Source organism: Aeromonas sp. PI_26 (assembly GCF_027854445.1).
Taxonomy (GTDB): Bacteria; Pseudomonadota; Gammaproteobacteria; order Enterobacterales; family Aeromonadaceae; genus Aeromonas; species Aeromonas veronii.
On sequence record NZ_JAJNOE010000016.1, the window covers coordinates 1 to 19,724 of the forward strand.

The 19,724-nt window shown below is 59.5% G+C and carries 19 protein-coding genes; 6 read left to right on the forward strand and 13 right to left on the reverse strand.

What is annotated here, in order from left to right; genetic code table 11:
• Positions 1-189: 189 nt before the first annotated feature.
• The 6 genes from LRL22_RS15960 to LRL22_RS15985 are packed head-to-tail and all read right to left on the reverse strand — an operon-like array spanning position 190 to position 5,017.
• Positions 190-1,368 (reverse strand): hypothetical protein, encoded by a 1,179-nt coding sequence (locus LRL22_RS15960; protein ID WP_270905856.1) that lies wholly within the window; start codon positions 1,366-1,368, stop codon positions 190-192.
• Positions 1,369-1,370: 2 nt separating this feature from the next.
• A complete protein-coding gene (locus tag LRL22_RS15965; RefSeq protein ID WP_005339371.1) occupies positions 1,371-2,033 on the reverse strand; it encodes an energy transducer TonB in 663 nt (220 codons plus the stop codon).
• Complete coding sequence (locus LRL22_RS15970; RefSeq protein ID WP_005339369.1) at positions 2,030-2,431, reverse strand: ExbD/TolR family protein; 402 nt, start codon at positions 2,429-2,431, stop codon at positions 2,030-2,032. The genes LRL22_RS15965 and LRL22_RS15970 overlap by 4 nt, the downstream gene beginning before the upstream one ends.
• Complete coding sequence (locus LRL22_RS15975) at positions 2,428-2,958, reverse strand: MotA/TolQ/ExbB proton channel family protein (protein WP_216949881.1); 531 nt, start codon at positions 2,956-2,958, stop codon at positions 2,428-2,430. Before LRL22_RS15975 ends, LRL22_RS15970 begins: the two co-directional genes overlap by 4 nt.
• Positions 2,955-4,259 carry a MotA/TolQ/ExbB proton channel family protein gene (locus tag LRL22_RS15980; RefSeq protein ID WP_270905857.1) on the reverse strand — a complete coding sequence of 435 codons (1,305 nt, stop codon included), beginning with the start codon at positions 4,257-4,259 and terminating at the stop codon, positions 2,955-2,957. Before LRL22_RS15980 ends, LRL22_RS15975 begins: the two co-directional genes overlap by 4 nt.
• Positions 4,256-5,017: a DUF3450 domain-containing protein gene (locus LRL22_RS15985; RefSeq protein WP_005339362.1), complete on the reverse strand. Its 762-nt coding sequence runs from the start codon at positions 5,015-5,017 to the stop codon at positions 4,256-4,258. The genes LRL22_RS15980 and LRL22_RS15985 overlap by 4 nt, the downstream gene beginning before the upstream one ends.
• Before the next feature lie 210 nt (positions 5,018-5,227).
• Between LRL22_RS15985 and LRL22_RS15990 the strand changes: the two genes are divergently transcribed.
• Positions 5,228-6,004 (forward strand): helix-turn-helix transcriptional regulator, encoded by a 777-nt coding sequence (locus LRL22_RS15990; protein WP_270905858.1) that lies wholly within the window; start codon positions 5,228-5,230, stop codon positions 6,002-6,004.
• Between the two features lie 73 nt (positions 6,005-6,077).
• On the opposite strand, the gene glmS is transcribed toward LRL22_RS15990, so the two are convergent.
• Together glmS and LRL22_RS16000 are read right to left on the reverse strand one after the other, a co-directional pair.
• Positions 6,078-7,910 (reverse strand): glutamine--fructose-6-phosphate transaminase (isomerizing), encoded by a 1,833-nt coding sequence (gene glmS, locus LRL22_RS15995; protein ID WP_005355853.1) that lies wholly within the window; start codon positions 7,908-7,910, stop codon positions 6,078-6,080.
• Positions 7,911-7,966: 56 nt separating this feature from the next.
• Positions 7,967-8,740 (reverse strand): DeoR/GlpR family DNA-binding transcription regulator, encoded by a 774-nt coding sequence (locus LRL22_RS16000; RefSeq protein WP_005355851.1) that lies wholly within the window; start codon positions 8,738-8,740, stop codon positions 7,967-7,969.
• Positions 8,741-8,862: 122 nt separating this feature from the next.
• Here LRL22_RS16000 and blrA point away from each other — a divergent pair, with 122 nt between their 5' ends.
• The 5 genes from blrA (at position 8,863) to creD (ending at position 13,887) form a co-directional block, all read left to right on the forward strand.
• Entirely contained in the window at positions 8,863-9,537 is a 675-nt protein-coding gene (blrA, locus tag LRL22_RS16005; protein WP_270905859.1) for a beta-lactam response regulator transcription factor BlrA, read from the forward strand.
• A complete protein-coding gene (blrB, locus tag LRL22_RS16010) occupies positions 9,534-10,955 on the forward strand; it encodes a beta-lactam sensor histidine kinase BlrB (protein WP_270905860.1) in 1,422 nt (473 codons plus the stop codon). The genes blrA and blrB overlap by 4 nt, the downstream gene beginning before the upstream one ends.
• A gap of 80 nt (positions 10,956-11,035) precedes the next feature.
• Positions 11,036-11,830: an OXA-12 family class D beta-lactamase gene (blaOXA, locus tag LRL22_RS16015; protein ID WP_204482007.1), complete on the forward strand. Its 795-nt coding sequence runs from the start codon at positions 11,036-11,038 to the stop codon at positions 11,828-11,830.
• Between the two features lie 83 nt (positions 11,831-11,913).
• The gene (locus LRL22_RS16020) at positions 11,914-12,393 is read left to right on the forward strand and encodes an Lcl C-terminal domain-containing protein (RefSeq protein ID WP_270905861.1); all 480 of its coding nucleotides are present in this window, start codon (positions 11,914-11,916) and stop codon (positions 12,391-12,393) included.
• A gap of 117 nt (positions 12,394-12,510) precedes the next feature.
• Positions 12,511-13,887 carry a cell envelope integrity protein CreD gene (gene creD, locus LRL22_RS16025; RefSeq protein ID WP_270905862.1) on the forward strand — a complete coding sequence of 459 codons (1,377 nt, stop codon included), beginning with the start codon at positions 12,511-12,513 and terminating at the stop codon, positions 13,885-13,887.
• Between the two features lie 51 nt (positions 13,888-13,938).
• Here creD and glmU read toward each other — a convergent pair whose 3' ends face one another.
• The 5 genes from glmU to atpA all read right to left on the reverse strand — a co-directional run bounded on the left by glmU (position 13,939) and on the right by atpA (position 19,715).
• Positions 13,939-15,300 carry a bifunctional UDP-N-acetylglucosamine diphosphorylase/glucosamine-1-phosphate N-acetyltransferase GlmU gene (gene glmU, locus LRL22_RS16030; protein ID WP_270905863.1) on the reverse strand — a complete coding sequence of 454 codons (1,362 nt, stop codon included), beginning with the start codon at positions 15,298-15,300 and terminating at the stop codon, positions 13,939-13,941.
• 94 nt (positions 15,301-15,394) lie between these two features.
• Complete coding sequence (locus LRL22_RS16035) at positions 15,395-15,823, reverse strand: F0F1 ATP synthase subunit epsilon (protein ID WP_005339345.1); 429 nt, start codon at positions 15,821-15,823, stop codon at positions 15,395-15,397.
• An 18-nt stretch (positions 15,824-15,841) separates the two neighbouring features.
• On the reverse strand, positions 15,842-17,230 hold the full coding sequence (atpD, locus tag LRL22_RS16040; protein WP_005339344.1) for a F0F1 ATP synthase subunit beta: 1,389 nt from the start codon (positions 17,228-17,230) through the stop codon (positions 15,842-15,844).
• 33 nt (positions 17,231-17,263) lie between these two features.
• Positions 17,264-18,130, reverse strand: a complete 867-nt coding sequence (gene atpG / locus LRL22_RS16045; protein WP_005339343.1) for a F0F1 ATP synthase subunit gamma — start codon at positions 18,128-18,130, stop codon at positions 17,264-17,266.
• Between the two features lie 43 nt (positions 18,131-18,173).
• Positions 18,174-19,715 (reverse strand): F0F1 ATP synthase subunit alpha, encoded by a 1,542-nt coding sequence (atpA, locus tag LRL22_RS16050; protein WP_005339342.1) that lies wholly within the window; start codon positions 19,713-19,715, stop codon positions 18,174-18,176.
• Positions 19,716-19,724 lie beyond the last annotated feature (9 nt).

Consider the following 19,724-nt stretch of genomic DNA (forward strand, 5'->3'; position numbering starts at 1 on the left):
GATTGTTTTCGCTTTTCTTTCGGCGCCTGCTTCACAAGGAAGCTGGCTCATCAGTTTGGCGTGTTCCGCCGTGCTGGTAGGGGCGCATTATAGGGAGCCGCGCCGCGATGACAAGGGCTTTTTGCAAAAATGCGTTCGTTTGCTGAAAAAGCGAACTGAACGCCCCAAAACAGCCCCTTGGCACCTCTTTTACGCCGCTTTTTTGCTCAACTCTTCGCTTTGTGCCCGGATATAGTTGACCCAGCTGGTTGCCTTCTGTTGCCAGTTATCCTGTTGCTGCAGCTCACGGGCCAGTTCCAGCGCCTGGGCATACTGCTCCTTATTAAGGTGTGCCTGCACCAACAACGCTTTGGCACGATTGCCTTGCTCGCCTTTTACCGACTTGATGGCGGCGAGCTGGGTCATGGCGGCATCTGTCTTGCCCTGTTGCAGCAGCAGTTCGGCGGCGCGCATGGCCGCTTTGGGCTGACCATGCTGGTTGGCCAGCTGTTGCCAGCTATCGACCGCTTGTGACCACTCCCGGGCACCTTCCCACAATTGGGCCAGCAGTTGGCGATTTTCAGCACTTTGCTTCATCTGTCCCTTGGCCATGGCCGCTTCCAGCAGACGGGCACCACGATAAGGCAGCCCTTGCCAGGCATAGAGGCGGATCAGCTGGTTGCGGGCTGACGCGTCATCCATCAGTTTTCTGTCGATGGCAGTCTGCAGCAGCGCCAACGCCTGATCCCCACGTTTGGCGGAGAGGTTGAGCGACACCGCCTGCTGCCACCATTTGCTCTCTTTGGGTTCGTGGCTGATCAACTCGGCCGCCTGATCAGCAGCCACGCCATAACGTTGCTGAGCGGTGAGGGCGGAGAGACGAATAATGGCGGCCTGCTTCTGCCAACCCTTCTTCAACAACTGTTCGCTCTGGCTGGCAGCGTCACCGTACTGTTTGTTGTGGTAATAGAGGCCGGCCAGACGCAGGCGCAGCCCATCGTCTTGTTTGAGTGCCAGTGCCGCCTTGTAGCTGGCGATGGCGCCAGACCAGTTGGATTGCTGGGCCTGAATATCGCCGCGCAGTCGCAACAGCTGGAGCTGTTGCTGCTCGGGCCACTCTTTATAGGCAAGAGCCTGTTCGACATAACGGCTCGCCTGGGCGGTCTGTTGCAGATTGGCCGCCAGCGAGGCTTGCAACTGCGCCAGCCAGGCACGCTCGGCATCGCTATTTGGCTTGAGGCCGGACGCCTTGCTTTGAGCTTGTTGCCACTGACCGGACTGATAGAGCTTCATCACGGGTTCAAGCTGACGGGAGAAGTGAGGGCTGACCTCCATCGCCAGACAGACTTGGCCGACCAGGGCCAGCAGACAGATCCAGATCCGCAACATAGTTATGACTCCAGTTTGAATTTGAGCGTGATGACTTGCACCAGCTTGTCGGTGGCGCCCGGTCTCGGCTGATAGCGCCACTTGTTGATCGCCTGAATGGCCGCCCGCTCGAACTGACGCTTGGGCTTGGCCTCGACCACTTCCACATCCTGCACGCCACCTTCGGCATTCACGCTAAAGCGCAGGGTGACGAATCCTTCGATCCCTGACTGCTGGGCACGATAGGGGTAGACCGGCTCGATCCGTTGCAGCGGCATCAGCATGTCACCTGCGCCGATACCCGCTCCCTGCTGCTGGCCGTGGTAGTTGCCACTCAATACCGGTGCGGTACTGGTCGCCACGCCGGGGGCATAGACCTGCACCGCACTGAGGCTGGAGACCAGATCCAGACTCGGCTCAACGGCCGCCAAGGGGGCCGCGGCAGGCATCGGCAGCGGTGTCGAGGCCAATGCCGCGGGAGGCTCTGGCAGAGGCTCGGGTTCCTGCGGTACCGGACGCTCGCGTACCTGCACCTCGGTCACCTCGTTCTGCATATTGATGACGATGGGCTTCTGTTCGCTCGCCACCTTCTCGCCCCGGGGCGGTTCAACCAGCGTGGCCATGAACAGCAGGATGCCCAGACTGAGGGCGATCCCCAGCCCCAGGCTCATTAGCTTGTATTTCATTTCGGCGCCACCGCCACGGCGATATTGGCGATACCCGCCGCCTTGGCCTCATCCATCACCCGCACCACCTTGCCATGGGGCACTCGCTCGTCGGCCTGGATCACCAGGCTGGCATCGGGCTGCTCCGCCAGCAGACGGGCGATGGTGGCCTGTACCCGCTCCACATCGATCTGCTTGCGGTCGAGGAAGATCTGACCCTGAGCCCCGATCGCCAGCATGATGCTGGAGGATTTCTGCGCCTTGGCCTGACTGGCCTGGGGTCTGTGCACCTCGAGCCCGGCTTCGCGCACGAAGGAGGTGGTGACAATAAAGAAGATCAGCATGATGAACACGATATCCAGCATGGGAGTCATGTCGATCTGCACTTCGTCACGCTGGCGTTTGGATTGCCGTCTCATTGCATTACCTTCTCTTCTCGCATGCCGTCCCGGGTCTTGGCCAGCGCACGCTTGGCCTGACTCTCGAGCCGACTGAGTAACAACACGCCGGAGAGCGCCACCACCATGCCTGCCATGGTGGGGATGGTGGCACGAGAGATCCCGCCCGCCATGCTCTCCGGGTTAAAGCGGTTGGCCGCGGCCAACGCATCGAATACGCCGATCATGCCGGTCACAGTGCCCAGCAGCCCCAGCATGGGGCAGAGCACCACCAGGGTGCGGATGAAGATCAGATGACGGTTCAGTTCCAGCTCCGCCTGCGCCAGCCAGCGGCTGCGGATCGCTCGGGCGTGCCAACTGTGGCGCTCGCTGCGGGCCTGCCAGCGGCCGAGCAGCTGTTGCTGCAGGGGGCCAAAACCCAGATTGAGGTAGAGCAACCGCTCGATCATCAAAATCCACATCAGCACCAGCAGGGCCAGAATGACCCAGAGCACCGGGCCGCCACGGCCCATGAAACTCTGCAGCTGTTGCCAGATGTCGAGCATCATGCTGCTCGCTCCATCCCGCCGTTATTGCTCTCGGCGCGCTCGGCCAGAATGCCGGCTACTTGCTGCTCCAGCACATTAGAGAGCTCGGTGAAGCGCGATTGCAGCAGGCTGTGGGCCAGGATCAGCGGAATGGCCGCCACCAGACCCTGTACCGTGGTGACCAGTGCCATGGAGATGCCGCCCGCCATGATCTTGGGATCGCCGGTACCAAACTGGGTGATGGCCTGGAAGGTGCCGATCATCCCGGTTACGGTACCGAGCAGACCCAGCATGGGGGCGATGGCCGCGATTACCTTGACCATGCCGATGCCGCGCTCCATGCGAGGAGTCTCCTGCAGGATCGCCTCATCAAGACGCAGCTCGAGGGTCTCCATGCTCAGCTCGGGGTGTTTGTCCGCCACTGTCAGTACCCGGCCGAGGGCGTTATCAGCGTGATACTCGCCGCTCTTGAGCTGGCGACGAACCCGACCCAGCTCACGAGAGAGACTCCACAGCCGTACCGCCGCAATTCCCAAACCGATAGCGGCCAGCAGCACGATAATGGCGCCGACCTGACCACCTTGCTGTACCTGCTGCCAGAAGGTGGGCGCCTGTGCCAGCATCGCCAGCAGAGTGCCATGAGAAGGATCCAGCGGCAGCGCTTCCCCTTCCTGACCCTGATAAGCCGCAACGGCAGAGAGCACGCTACCGGGCAGACCCAGTACCGGGCTCAAGCCTTCGGCGGTCGGTTGCAGGAAGCCTTCGCTCCCCAGCAGGGCAAAACTGCCAACCCGGGTCAGCGACTGCTCGCTGGCAGCCCCCTGGGCATCGAGCACCTTGCCGTTGAACCGGGTAATCCGGCCAGATTCGCGGATCTCCTGCTGCAGCGTGGCGGGCAGCAGGGCGAGAGCGGCGCGATCCGGCACCTGTTTATCCTGTGCCATGGCTTTCAGCGGGGCGAGACGCTCCGGGTACTGGCCCTCGACGGCGGATTCGCTCAGCAGCTTGACCGCATCGCTGGCGCCCTGACGGGTGACCGCGAAGATCTCGTTCATGTCGCCGGAGGCTTGCTCCCACTGGGCGTTAAGCTCGACCAGCTGCTTCTCGTTGCTGGCGAACTTGCCAGCCAGCTCCTTGCTCAGGCGCTGGGCCTCGACCAGTCTGGTGCGGGCAGTGCCGAGCTCCTTCGCAACAGTCGCCAGATCTTGCTGAGCCTGCTGTTCACGAACCTGTTCCTGCTGCTGCCACTCATCGGCGACAGCGGCGTTGGTTCCGCAGGAGAGGGCAATAAGGAGGGGGAACCACTTCATGGTGACTCTCATGATTGGGCCTCCTGACTGCGGCTGACAGAGAGGGGGACATTGAGCAACTGGGGAACTTTCTTGTCGGCGGCCACATCCATCGCCTCGGCGATAGGGGAGAGCCACTGGCTGTCGAGGGCTTGCCACTGCTTAGACTCGGCAGACCAGCGCCATGCCTGACTGCGATCGGCCGTCATTGCCAGCAGGGAGACCCGACCCAGCGCCAGCACATCGACCCGACGCGGAGCACCATCCAGCTCCAGCTCGGCGGAATAGCTGTCCATCCGGCTGCCGTATTCGGCTTCAATCTGATAGGCCTGCAGCAGCTGACGGAATTTCTCTGCCTCGCTAACGTCTGCACGGGCCAGGGTCGCTTTCAACTGTTCAACCCGCGCCAGCCGATCTTCCTTGCGCAGCGGGATGTCGTTTTGCACCAGCTGTTCCAGATCTGCCTGCATCTGCAACATCAGCGGAATCAAGCCCTGACGGGTCTCTTGCACCGCTTCAAGCTGCTGGCTCAATTTACCCAGCTCATTTTGCTGATCGGCCACCAGAGATTGCATGTAGCGGTTGTAGGCTTCGAGGTCGCGTAGTTGAAGCTGGGCATTTTGCAGCTCCAGTCGTGCGGCAACAGCGGCATCGGCGGCTTTTTCCACCCGCTGCTGGGAGGCTTTCCCGGCAGCTATGCTGTTCTTGAGGGCGGGAGCAACCAGCTCATCCCCGATGGCAGCAAAGTGGACTGACAGTGGCAGCAGGGCCACACCCCATAATTTGTTCATTGAAATACATCTTACTAATGATAACTATTATCATTATCTCAAATGCGGGGCGGACTGGCAACGAGAGGATTTTCTTGGCCTTTATGCACAAAAACAGGATAATTTTTAGACACGCACGGAATAAGTGGCGCCAATAGCCACCGCACAAATATAAATAACGAGAAAAAATCTTTTCGATCAGTGTGATAGAGATCGAAAAAGGAGAAAGTCATGCTCAACGATGCGATCTGGGAACATATCGACAAGTTCACCAAGGCAACAAAAACCAGCGATATCCAGCAACTGCTGGAGCGCTTCAGTCATCAAATGGGCTTTGATTACTTCCGGCTGTTGATTATTTTCCCCATCAGCATGCAGAAATCCCACGTGGCACTGTTCAACAACTGTCCGACCAGCTGGTTTGACGCCTACAGCGAAAACCAGTATCTGACCCAGGATCCGGTGGTCTATCTGGGGCTGAAACAGACCCAGCCTATCTTCTGGAACAAACTCGACTGCGACTCGCCCTGGCTGCCCAGCGCCAGCCGCGATGTGATGAATCTGGCTGCCGATTTCGGGGTGCGCAACGGCGTATCCTTCCCGCTCCACACCCCGCAGGGGGAGCACGGTATCCTCTCATTCATCACCAAGGAGAAGTCCAACTCTGATCTGATGTTTGAAAACGTTCCCTTGCTGTCATTCTGCGCCAGCTACATCTTCAACTCCGCGCTGCAACTGATCAAAATCCGGCCTGACCTGATGAAGTACCTGACCGAACTGTCGGATCGGGAGAAGGAGTGCCTGTTCTGGGCCAGCGAGGGCAAAACCTCCTGGGAGATCGCCACTATCCTCGGCATCAGCGAGCGGACGGTCAACTTTCACCTGACCCAGGTGACCAACAAGACCGACTCGAAGAACCGCAGCCAGGCCATCGCCAAGGGGATCACCAGCGGCATCATAGTGCCCTCCCTCGACGAGGTCACCATTACCAACCTGCGGCTGTCGTAACCCTCAGCAGCAACAAAAAGAGCCGCAATTGCGGCTCTTTTTCATTTCAGAAAGTGACTGATCAGAGAGTGACTTACTCGACGGTCACCGATTTTGCCAGGTTGCGCGGCTGGTCGACGTCAGTGCCCTTGATCAGGGCGACGTGGTAGGAGAGCAGCTGCAGCGGCACGGTATAGACGATGGGGGCGATCACCTCTTCCACATGGTTGAGGTTCATGACCCGCATGGTCTCGTCGCTCTTGAAGCCGGTATCGGCATCGGCGAACACGTAGAGGATACCGCCACGGGCGCGCACCTCTTCCACGTTGGACTTGAGCTTCTCCAGCAGATCGTTGTTCGGCGCCACAACAATGATGGGCATTTCGGCATCGATCAGCGCCAGCGGGCCATGCTTCAGTTCACCAGCGGCGTAGGCTTCGGCGTGGATGTAGGAGATCTCTTTGAGCTTGAGCGCCCCTTCCATGGCGATGGGGTACTGGCTGCCACGACCGAGGAACAGGCTGTGCTGCTTGTCGGCAAACTCTTCGGCCAGGGTTTCGATATCCTTGGCCAGCGCCAGACTCTCTTTAATACGCAGCGGCAGGGCTTGCAGCGCCTTGACCAGTTCAGCCTCGGCGGCGGCGCTCAGGTGGCCACGGCAGTGACCGACGGAGGCCACCAGCATCAGCAGGCCAGCCAGCTGGGTGGTGAACGCCTTGGTGGAGGCCACTCCAATTTCTGCCCCCGCGCGGGTCATAAAGGCCAGATCCGATTCACGCACCAGCGAAGAGCCCGGCACGTTGCAGATAGCCAGCGAGCTCATGTAGCCTGATTCCTTGGCCAGACGCAGCGCCGCCAGGGTATCGGCGGTCTCGCCGCTCTGGGAGAGGGTCACCAGCAGGCTGTTGGGGCGCACTACCGATTTGCGATAGCGGAACTCGGAGGCGATCTCCACATCACAGGAGACGCCAGCGATCTCTTCGAACCAGTAGCGAGCCACCATGCCGGAGTGATAGGAGGTGCCGCAGGCGACGATCTGCACGTGCTCCACCTTGTCAAAGATGGCGCGTGCGCCGTTACCGAACGATTCGACCACCACGTGATCGCTGCCCAGACGCCCTTCCAGGGTGTTGGTGATCGCTTTGGGTTGCTCGTGGATCTCTTTGAGCATGTAGTGACGGTATTCACCCTTGTCACCGGCATCGTGGGAGAGTTCGGACTCCTGCTCTTCGCGCACCACGGCGTTGCCGTTGGTATCGAAGATGTGCACGTCGCGGCGGGTCACTTCGGCCACATCACCCTCTTCCAGGAAGATGAAACGGCGGGTCACCGGCAGCAGCGCCATCTGGTCGGAGGCGATAAAGTTCTCGCCGATACCGCGGCCGATCACCAGCGGTGAACCGGAGCGGGCCACCACCACGCGGCTGTCGTCGCGGCTGTCCATCACCACGGTACCGTAGGCACCGCGCAGCTGCTTCACCGCAGTCTGCATGGCGGCCAGCAGGCTGCCGGCGCTCTTCAGCTCATGATGGACCAGATGGGCAATCACCTCGGTATCAGTGTCGGAGCTGAACACATAACCCAGCGCCTTCAACTCTTCCCGCAGCTCTTCGTGGTTCTCGATGATGCCGTTGTGTACCACCACGATATGCTCGGAGACGTGGGGGTGGGCATTGCGCTCGGAAGGCTCGCCGTGAGTGGCCCAGCGGGTATGAGCGATGCCGGTACCACCATGGACGGACTGCTCGTCGAGCGCCTTGGCCAGCTCGGCCACCTTGCCCAGACGGCGAACCCGCTGCAACGGCTGGTTGGCGCTGAACACGGCCACACCGGCTGAGTCATAACCGCGGTACTCCAGACGGCGCAGGCCCTCTACCAGAATTTCAGCCACATCACGTTGGGCAACAGCCCCGACGATGCCACACATACACTTCTCCTTGAGATGCAAATCGTAAAGTCAGTTGGATGGTTCAGAGCTCGATGTCAGCAAGTGACCGGGGCGCAGATAAGCGTCACCCCCTGGGCTTGAATCTGTTCTCTGGCCTCGCTGGCCAGCCCCTCGTCGGTCACCAGGGTATGGATACTCGACCAGGGAAGTTCGAGATTGGGGATCTTGCGGCCGATCTTTTCCGATTCGACCATCACAATAACCTCCCGCGACACCTCGGCCATGACCCGCGACAGGCCCACCAGCTCGTTGAAGGTGGTGGTGCCACGCTCCGGGTCGATGCCGTCGGCACCGATAAAGAGCTGGTCGAAGTCGTAGGAGCGCAACACCTGTTCCGCCACCTGCCCCTGGAAGGATTCGGAGTGAGGGTCCCAAGTGCCACCGGTCATTAACAGGGTAGGCTCATTTTCCAGCTCGCGCAGGGCACCGGCCACATTGAGGGAGTTGGTCATCACGATGAGGCCGCGCTTGTTGCCCAGCATGGGGATCATGGCGCTGGTGGTGCTGCCGCTGTCGATGATGACGCGGTTGTGATCACGCAGCCGCTCGGCCGCCGCACGGGCAATGGCTAACTTTCGGTTCGAAACTTGTTCAGGGTTGACCTCGACCACCATCTCGCTCGGCAAAGGGACAGCACCACCGTAACGGCGCAGCAGCAGACCACCGGTCTCCAGTACCGCCAGATCTTTACGGATGGTCACTTCGGAGGTAGAAAAGTGTTTGGCGAGGGCGTCGACACTCACTTCACCCTGCTCTTGTACCAGGGTCACTATGGTGTGACGGCGTTGTTGAGTATTACGTTTGGTCATTTTTAGGTTTCGATTCGAAAGAACATCGAAATGTTAGCCCCTTTTTCGGAAAAATAAAACAGCAAATAGGATCCGATTTGGTTCGATGCCAGAATGGGGTGCCAATTTGCGACGAGGATGCCATGCAAAAGAGAGTCATCTGGCTGGTGGAGGATGAGGCCAGCATCGCCGACACCCTGATTTATGCCCTGCAGACCGACGGGTTCGAGGTGGAGTGGTTCATGCTGGGCCAGCAGTTGCTGACACGACTGGAACAGACGCGACCCGACTTCCTGATCTTCGATGTGGGGCTGCCCGACATCAGCGGCTTCGAACTCTGCAAGCAGGTGAGGGCGCTGACCGATATCCCCCTGATGTTCCTCACCGCCCGCAGCGAGGAGATAGACCGGCTGATCGGGCTGGAGATCGGTGCCGACGACTATGTGGCCAAACCCTTCTCGCCACGGGAAGTGTGTGCCCGGGTGCGGGTCATCCTGCGCCGCAGTCAGCCCGTCGCCCCCCAGCCCAGCGCCCTGCTGGTACTGGATGAGGAGCGGGCCCGCATCCATTTTCGCGGCCAACCGCTGGCCCTCACCCGCTACGAATATCTGCTGCTCAAGACCCTGATGCTGGCGCCGGGCCGGGTCTACTCCCGCCAACAGCTGATGGATCTGGTGTGGCAGGATGCGGAAGAGAGCCTGGATCGCACCGTCGATACCCATATCAAGACCATCCGCGCCAAGCTGCGCGAACATGATCCCGAAGCCAACCTGATCCTCACCCATCGCGGGCTGGGCTACAGCCTGGAGCTGGCATGAGACTCGGGTTGCAACTGCTGTGCGGCCTGCTGCTGATCTTCGCGCTGGCCGCCTGGTTCGTGCTGGAAATCTTCGTCGAGGAGATAAAACCGGGAGTGCGCAGCGCCACCGAGGATACTCTGGTAGACATGACCCAGCTGCTGGCGCCGCTCGCCCTCGATGATCTGAAAGAGGGCAATATGATGAACGGGCGGTTGGCCAGCGCCTTCGCACGCCTCAACCAGAATCCCATCAATGCGATGATCGATGGCCACCTCAAGCAGCAGGCGGAGTACCGCATCTATGTCACTGACCAGAAGGGTATGGTGATTTACGACTCCGACGGCACGGATCTGGGCAAGGATTATTCCCGCTGGAACGATGTCTACCGCACCCTGCGCGGCCAGTATGGCGCCCGCAGCACCCGCACCGATCCCGACGATGCCGCCAGCTCGACCATGTATGTGGCGGCACCGCTGCGGGAAGGGGCCGAGATCATCGGCTCCCTCACCGTCGCCAAACCCAATCGCACCCTGATGCCAGCCATTGAGCGGGGGGAACAGGAGCTGCTGCGGGCCGGCGGCCAGATGCTGCTCATCTCGCTGCTGATCGGCAGCCTGCTGGTGTGGTGGCTCAACCGCGCCATCGGCAAGCTGGTGCACTACGCCGACTCGGTCAGCAAGGGGGAGGCGGCACCGCTGCCACGGCTGCACACCGTCGAGCTGGATCGGCTCGGCCGCTCGCTGGAGACCATGCGCCACCAGCTCGATGGCAAAAGCTACATCGAAGCCTATGTGCACAGCCTGACCCACGAGCTGAAGAGCCCGCTGGCCGCTATTCGCGGGGCAGGGGAGATTTTGGCCGAAACGCCACCCCCCGAAGTTGCCAAACGGTTTATCGGCAACATCAATCTGGAAACCGCGCGCATGCAGCAGCTGATCGAGCGAATGCTGCAACTGGCGCGGCTGGAGTCGGGGCAGGGGCTGGATCGCCAGTCGGTGGAGCCAGCGAAACTGGGCAAGCGCACCCTCGATGCCCGCCAGATCATCGCCCAGCGCCGTCAGGTCGAGTTGGTGGCCGAGCTGGCCAGCGCGCCGAAACAGAAGTGGGATCCGCTGTTGGTGGAGCAGGCCATCGGCAACCTGCTGGATAACGCCATCGACTTCTCTCCCGCCAACGGGCAAGTCACCCTGAGCGGCAGCCAGCAGGAGGAGGGCTACTGTTTTCGGGTCACCGACTGCGGCCCCGGCATTCCCGACTACGCCCTACCGCGCATCTTCGAACGCTTCTACTCCCTGCCACGCCCGGACAAGGGCAAGAGCAGCGGTCTGGGGCTCAGCTTCGCCCATGAGGTGGCCCACCAGCATGGCGGCCGTCTGGCCCTGAGCAACCGGCCGGAAGGGGGCGCGCTGGCGGAACTCTGGCTGCCGTTCGCCTAGTCCCCCCGCAACTTCACATTCCCCACACAAAGCGGCATTAGACTGCCGCTTTCTCTCATCCATTTGCTCAAGGAAATGCTATGTCCCGCCTGCTTCTCTCCAGCCTGCTGGCTGCCGGTCTGCTCGCAGCCCTGCCTGCCTCCGCCGCCAGCGGCTGCTTTCTCTATGCCGACGGCAACGGTCAGACCCTCTCCAGCGACGGGGACTGCTCCAGCCAGCTGCCGCCCGCGTCCACCTTCAAGATCCCGCTGGCGCTGATGGGTTACGACAGTGGCTATCTGGTTGATGAAGAGCATCCGGCACTGCCTTACAAGCCGAGCTATGACGGCTGGCTACCCGCCTGGCGCGAAACCACTACCCCGCGCCGCTGGGAAACCTACTCGGTGGTCTGGTTCTCCCAGCAGATCACCGAATGGCTGGGGATGGAGCGCTTCCAGCAATACGTCGACCGCTTCGACTACGGCAACCGGGATCTATCCGGCAATCCGGGCAAGCATGACGGTCTGACCCAGGCCTGGCTCAGCTCCAGCCTCGCCATCAGTCCGGAGGAGCAGGCTCGCTTCCTCGGCAAGATGCTGAGCGGCAAGCTGCCGGTCTCGGCGCAGACCCTGCAGTACACCGCCAATATCCTCAAGGTGAGCGAGATCGACGGCTGGCAGATCCACGGCAAGACCGGCATGGGCTACCCGAAGAAGCTGGATGGCAGCCTCAACCGCGATCAGCAGATCGGCTGGTTCGTCGGATGGGCCAGCAAACCGGGTAAACAGCTGATCTTCGTCCATACCGTGGTGCAAAAGCCCGGCAAGCAGTTCGCCTCCCTCAAAGCGAAAGAAGGGGTGCTGGCGGCCCTGCCTGCACAACTTAAAAAGCAGTGAGCTCGCTTCCCGCCTGATAAACCCCGATAACCACGGTCAGCCCACTAGCGACGGGCTGACCGCCATTCGTAAACGAGACAAACATGAAATTATTTCTATTGCTGCTCTGGCTTCCGGCCAGCATGGCGCTGGCTGCCTGTGATCTCTCCGACCGCCTGACACGGCAGGGAGAAGTCATCCATGATCGGCTAAACCACCTCGAATGGCAGGCGTGCAGTCTGGGCAGCCAGTGGCAGGAGGGGAAGGGGTGCGTGGGCACACCGGCCCTGCTGACGCTGCTTGAAGCCAAAGATGAAGCAGCCCGCCTTGGCGAGGGGTGGCAACTCCCCACCATCGAGGAGCTCTTCACCCTGCTCGACGAAGATTGCCGGGCGCCGATGACTGACCCGCGCTTCTTCTCCGATATCCATGACAACGGGGAAAATTCAGCCCCCTACTGGACCTCCAGCTCCATTGAGGAGATACCTGAACTGGTCTACTACATCGACTTTATGCACGGGCTCATCGACGGCCACACCGATCGTTTCGCACAAGCCGCTCGGTTGGTGCGCTCCCGCCCCTGAACAATCCCACGGCGTCTGATGGCGCCGTTTTTCAACAGTTCACCGCCACTTCACACAAGCCCATCACCACTTCACGCCGGACTGACAGACTCACTCCATCCAACAAGGAGACGTGTCATGGTCAAACAGATATTCACCCACAAGATATTTCTGCTGCTGTTGCTCAGCCTGCTGTTGATGGTGCCGGTGCAATCCATCATGGAGCTGAACCGGGAGCGTCAGGCTTACCGCAATCAGGCCATTCACAGCATCATGGCCAGCAGCAGCGGCCCGCAACGACTGATGGGGCCCATTATCGTGCAGCCCTATGCCCGTTCGGTGACGGTCGAGCAGGAGGGCAAGCGCTTCGTCCGTCAGGAGCAGATCTACCGCTACCTGCTGCCGGAGCAACTGGATATCAGGGCCAACATGGAGGTCACCCCGCGCAAGCTGGGCATCTATCAGGCGCAGGTCTACCAGACCCGGCTCTCCCTCTCGGGCCGCCTGCCAACCCGGCAGAGTCTGCTGAATGACGCGACCTCACCGCTCGGTGAAACGGCCGAGCTGGTGGCGGGCAAACCCTACCTGAGCCTGGTGCTCTCCGATGCCCGCGGTATCAACAGCGTCCCCGAGCTGCAGCTCGGCACACAGCGGATCCCGTTTGCCCCCGGCGCCCGCCTCGGTGATGCGCTCGCGGGTATCCATGCCCCGATCGACAGCCTGCCGCAGCAAGATGGCACCTTCAATCTGGAGCTCAATCTACAGGGGATGAACGCCCTCGACATAGTCCCGCTGGGCAAGGAGAGCACCCTGCAGCTGGCGGGCAACTGGCCCCACCCCAACTTTATCGGTGACTTTCTGCCGGGCAGTCGCACCCTGAGCCCACAAGGGTTTGAGGCCAACTGGCAAACCAGCTGGTTCGCCAGCGACATGGAGACCCACTTCAACCGGATGATGAACGGGGGCGATAGCAATCTCTCCACCTTCAGCGTCAGTCTGGTGCAGCCGGTGGATCACTATCAGCTCAACGAACGGGCGGCCAAATATGCCCTGCTGTTTATCGGCCTCACCTTTATCAGCTTCTTCATGTTCGAGCTGCTCAAGGGGCTGCGGGTTCACCCGATCCAGTACGCGCTGGTGGGCATGGGGCTGGCCATTTTCTATCTGGTGCTGCTGGCGCTGACCGAACACCTCGGTTTTGGCTGGGCCTATCTGGTGGCCGCGCTGGCCAGCGTACTGCTCAACGGTTTCTACCTCAGTCATGTGCTGGGCGGCCCGAAACAGGGGATCGGCTTCGCAGCGCTGCTCGGGCTGGTCTATGCCATCCTCTACAGCCTGCTGCAGGCCGAAGAGATCGCCCTGCTGCTCGGTGCCGTGCTGTTGTTCGCCACTCTGGCACTGATCATGATGCTGACCCGCAAGCTCGACTGGTATCAGGTGATGGACTACAGCGCACCCGCGACCACATGGGCGGCCCCCCAGTCATCGACCAGTGACACCAACCATCAGTCATAAGCCAAAAAAACCGGCGCCATCAGGCGCCGGTTCTATTTTATTGATCGGGCATCACTTCTTCTTGACCGGACGAGCCCAGTTTTTGATGTGACGCTGGGGCACCCGGGTGATCACCAACTCGTTCTCGGCCACATCCTTGGTGATGGTAGAACCCGCCCCCAGAGTCGCCCCCTTACCGATGCGCACCGGCGCCACCAGCTGGGTATCGGAACCGACGAACACATCATCCTCGATGATGGTCTGGAACTTGTTCACGCCGTCGTAGTTGCAGGTGATGGTACCGGCACCGATATTCACCCCGGCTCCTATCTCGGCATCACCCAGATAGGTCAGATGACCGCACTTGGAACCAACCCCCAGACGGGCCTTCTTCATCTCGACGAAGTTGCCAACGTGCGCATCCTGCTCCAGAACCGCCCCCGGACGCAAGCGGGTAAACGGACCCACTGAGCACTGATCTGCCACCTGTGCACCCTCGATAACCGAGTAGGGTTTCACCTCGGAGTGATCGCCAATGACACAATCTTTCAGTACGCAACCGGCTCCGATACGAACGTGATTGCCGAGAGTCACCTTGCCCTCAATGATGACGTTTGCATCAATAACAACCTCTTCACCAATTTCCAAAACCCCACGCAAATCAAAGCGTGCGGGGTCGATCATGGTTGCACCTGCAATCATCAGTTTCTCGGCCTGCATCTGCTGATAGCTGCGCTCAAGCTGAGCCAATTGCACCCGATTGTTGGCCCCTTCCACCTCGGCGGCACGCTCCGGATGAACGGCGGCAATCGGGCAATTATCGCCGTGAGCCATGGCGATCACATCGGTCAGATAGAACTCGCCCTGGGCGTTTTTGTTGTCGAGACGAGACAACCATTGACGCAACTGGCCCCCATTGGCCACCAGCACGCCGGTGTTCACCTCACGAATGGCCAGCTGTTCGGCATTGGCATCCTTCTGCTCGACGATACCGACTACCTGACCATTTTCACGGACGATGCGGCCATAGCCGGTGGGGTTGTCCAGCACCACGGTCAGCAGTGCCATCCCGTTTTCAGCCTTGGCGGCGAGCAAGCGCTGCAGGGTCTCGGGCTGGATCAGCGGGGTATCGCCGTAGAGCACCAGCACATCGTCCTCATCCTTCCAGAACGGGATAGCTTGGGCGACGGCGTGACCGGTCCCCAGCTGTTGCGCCTGCAGCACCCAGTTCACATCGGCCGCCACGATCCGCTCTTTCAGCAGTTCGGCACCGTGGCCATAGACCAGATGCAGCTGCTCGGCACCGACCTGACGGGCAGTATCGATCACATGGGAAACCATAGGTTTGTTGGCTACCGGGTGGAGTACCTTGGGCAGGGAAGAGCGCATGCGGGTACCTTTACCTGCAGCCAGGATCACGACGTTGAGGGACATAAATTGACCTTTGGAACATGAGGAAATACTCGGCGGAGTCTATCCAACGGGTAAAAAAAAAGCGACCCGAAGGTCGCTTTTTACATCACCGTTATTAGCGGTAATTCTTTTTGACGATATCGATGACTCGCAGTTGAGCCATCGCCTTGGCCAGCTCGGTGGCGGCCTGGGCGTAGTCGATATCACCATGGGAGCTGTGGATCCGCTCTTCGGCTGCGCGCTTGGCTTCCTGGGCTTTCGCCTCATCCAAGTCGTCAGCACGAATCGCGGTGTCCGCCAGCACGGTCACGGATTCAGGTTGTACTTCCAGCATACCGCCGGAGATGTACAGCACCTCTTCAGTTCCGTTCTGCTTCACCAAGCGGACCAGGCCCGGCTTGATGGCAGTCAGCAACGGAGCATGACCGTGGCGGAGACCCAACTCACCTTCGGAGCCTGATACCTGAGCGGATTGCACGCGACCGGAAAACAGTTTTCCTTCGGCGCTCACCACATCCAGGTGAAAGGAGATCATCTCTGCCATGGGCCCTCCTGTCGAGGCTTACAGTTTCTTGGATTTCTCGACGACTTCGTCGATACCGCCAACCATGTAGAACGCCTGCTCGGGCAGATCGTCATACTCGCCTTTCAGGATGCCCTGGAAACCACGGATGGTCTCTTTCAGCGGCACGTATTTGCCCGGAGAACCGGTAAACACTTCTGCTACGAAGAACGGCTGGGACAGGAAACGCTCGATCTTACGGGCACGGGCTACGGTCAGTTTGTCTTCTTCTGACAGTTCATCCATACCCAGGATGGCGATGATGTCCTTCAGCTCTTTGTAGCGCTGCAGTACGGTTTGAACGCCACGAGCGGTCTCGTAGTGCTCTTTGCCAACCACCAGCGGATCCAGCTGACGAGAGGTAGAGTCCAGCGGGTCAACGGCCGGGTAGATACCCAGTGCCGCGATTTGACGGGACAGTACGACGGTCGCATCCAGGTGGGCGAAGGTGGTCGCCGGAGACGGGTCAGTCAAGTCATCCGCAGGCACGTAAACGGCCTGTACGGAGGTGATGGAACCAGTCTTGGTGGAGGTGATACGTTCTTGCAGAACACCCATCTCCTCGGCCAGGGTCGGCTGGTAACCTACTGCGGAAGGCATACGGCCCAGCAGTGCGGATACTTCAGTACCGGCCAGGGTGTAACGGTAGATGTTATCTACGAAGAACAGCACGTCACGACCTTCGTCACGGAACTTCTCGGCCATGGTCAGGCCGGTCAGCGCAACGCGCAGACGGTTTCCGGGCGGCTCGTTCATCTGACCGTAAACCAGAGATACTTTGTCCAGTACGTTGGACTCCATCATCTCGTGGTAGAAGTCGTTACCCTCACGGGTACGCTCACCTACACCGGCAAACACAGAGTAACCACTGTGCTCGATCGCGATGTTACGGATCAGCTCCATCATGTTTACGGTTTTGCCTACACCGGCACCACCGAACAGACCAACCTTACCACCCTTGGCGAAGGGGCATACCAGGTCGATAACCTTGATGCCGGTCTCCAGCAGATCGTTACTGTTGGACTGATCTTCGTAGCTGGGGGCTGCGCGGTGGATAGACCAGCACTCTTCTTCACCGATCGGACCTTTTTCGTCGATTGGCTCGCCCAGTACGTTCATGATCCGACCCAGAGTCGCAGTACCGACCGGAACCTGGATGGATTTACCGCTATTCACTACTTCCAACCCACGACGCAGACCGTCGGAGGAGCCCATGGTGATGCAACGAACGACGCCGCCACCGATCTGTTGCTGAACTTCCAGCACCAGACCCTGGCCTTGACCTTCGCTAACGACCTTCAGTGCATCGTACACCTGGGGCACGGCATTCTGCGGGAACTCGATGTCCACCACAGCGCCGATGATTTGGACGATGAAACCGTTACTCATGTCAAATCCTCTAAACCTTTGATAACCCTTGCCTTACACCGCAGCAGCACCGGATACGATCTCTGTCAGCTCCTGGGTAATACTGGCCTGACGGGCCTTGTTGTATACCAGTTGCAGATCGTTAATCAGGTTACCGGCGTTGTCAGTCGCGGCTTGCATGGCAACCATTCGGGCTGCCTGTTCACTTGCCAAGTTTTCCACTACACCCTGGTAAACCTGAGATTCGACATAGCGAACCAGCAGGGTATCCAGCAGCTTCTTGGGATCCGGCTCATAGAGGTAATCCCAGTGGTGTTTCTTGGCGAGCTTGCTGTCTTCAGTTACGGGCAAAGGCAGCAGTTGATCGACCCGTGGTTGCTGCACCATGGTGTTGACGAACTTGTTGTACACCAGATACAGCTTGTCAATCTCACCGTTGTCGTAAGCCTTCAGCATGACCTTGACTGAACCAATCAGGTCATTGACGCTCGGACTATCGCCCAGTCCTGCGACATGAGCTTTAACCTTGGCGCCGTGCCGTTCAAAGAAGTTGGAGGCCTTGTTACCGATCAGTGCCAGGTCAACCTTGGCACCTTTCGCGCTCCATTGCTTCATATCATTGAGGGCAGCCTTGAACAGGTTGATGTTCAGACCACCACACAGGCCACGGTCGGTGGAGACGACGATGTAACCCACTCGCTTGACCTCACGTTCGATGAGGTAGGGGTGCTTGTATTCCAGGTTCCCCTGAGCGATATGGCCGATCACCTTGCGCATGGTTTCAGCGTACGGACGGCTGGCAGACATGCGTTCCTGCGCACGGCGCATTTTGCTTGCTGCCACCATTTCCATAGCGCCGGTGATCTTCTGAGTGTTTTTCACACTCCCGATCTTGTTACGTATCTCTTTTGCGCCGGCCATCTCTTACTCTCCATCAAGTGGCAGCTCACGCTGCCACACACGCTTACCAGGTCTGGGTTGCTTTGAAGCTATCCAGCAACGCAGTCAGCTTGCCAACGATCGCGTCGTTGTAGTCGGCTTTGGCATTGATTTCAGCCATCAGCTCGGCATGCTGGGTATTGGCGTAAGAGAGCAGAGCGGCTTCGAAGTCGACGATTTTGTTCAGCTCGACATCGGAGAGATAGCCTTTCTCGGCGGCGAACAGCACCAGAGACTGGTGAGCCACGCTTAGCGGAGAGTACTGCTTCTGCTTCATCAGCTCGGTCACTTTCACACCGTGATCCAGCTGCTTGCGAGTCGCCTCGTCCAGATCGGAAGAGAACTGGGCGAATGCCGCCAGTTCGCGATACTGGGCCAGCGCGGTACGGATACCACCGGACAGCTTCTTGACGATCTTGGTCTGAGCAGCACCACCTACACGGGATACGGAGATACCCGGGTCAACCGCCGGACGAATACCGGAGTTGAACAGCTGTGAAGTCAGGAAGATCTGACCATCGGTGATGGAGATCACGTTGGTCGGAACGAACGCAGATACGTCACCCGCCTGGGTTTCGATGATTGGCAGTGCGGTCAAAGAACCGGTTTTGCCTTTCACTTCACCCTTGGTGAACTTCTCTACGTACTCGGCGTTAACGCGAGCAGCACGCTCCAGCAGACGGGAGTGCAGATAGAAAACGTCACCCGGGTAAGCTTCACGTCCTGGCGGACGGCGCAGCAGCAGGGAGATCTGGCGATAAGCTACGGCCTGCTTGGACAGGTCATCATAGATGATCAGCGCGTCTTCACCTCGGTCACGGAAGTACTCACCCATGGAGCAACCGGCATACGGAGCCAGGTACTGCAGAGCAGCCGCTTCGGAGGCAGAGGCAACGACCACGATGGTGTTGGCCAGGGCGCCGTGCTCTTCCAGCTTGCGCACCACGTTGGCGATGGTGGAGGCCTTCTGGCCAATCGCAACGTAGACACACTTAATGCCGGAATCTTTCTGGTTGATGATGGTGTCGATCGCGATGGCGGTCTTACCAACCTGACGGTCACCGATGATCAGCTCACGCTGGCCACGACCGATTGGGATCATGGCATCGATGGCTTTCAGACCGGTCTGGACCGGCTGGTCAACAGACTTACGCTCGATAACGCCCGGTGCGATCACTTCGATCGGCGAGAAGCCGTCGTTGTCGATCGGACCTTTACCGTCGATCGGCTGACCCAGGGTGTTCAACACCCGGCCCAACAGACCACGACCTACCGGCACTTCCAGAATACGGCCAGTACCTTTTACTTTCATTCCTTCTGACAGACCGTCATAGGAACCCATAATCACCGCACCGACGGAGTCACGCTCCAGGTTCAATGCCAGAGCGTAGCGGTTGCCCGGCAGCTCGATCATCTCACCTTGCATGGCATCAGCCAGGCCGTGAATACGAATGATACCGTCGCTCACAGAGACGATAGTACCTTCGTTACGCGCTTCGCTCTTTACATCAAACTGCGCAATGCGCTGCTTGATCAGCTCGGCGATTTCAGTGGAATTCAGTTGCATGCTCTAATA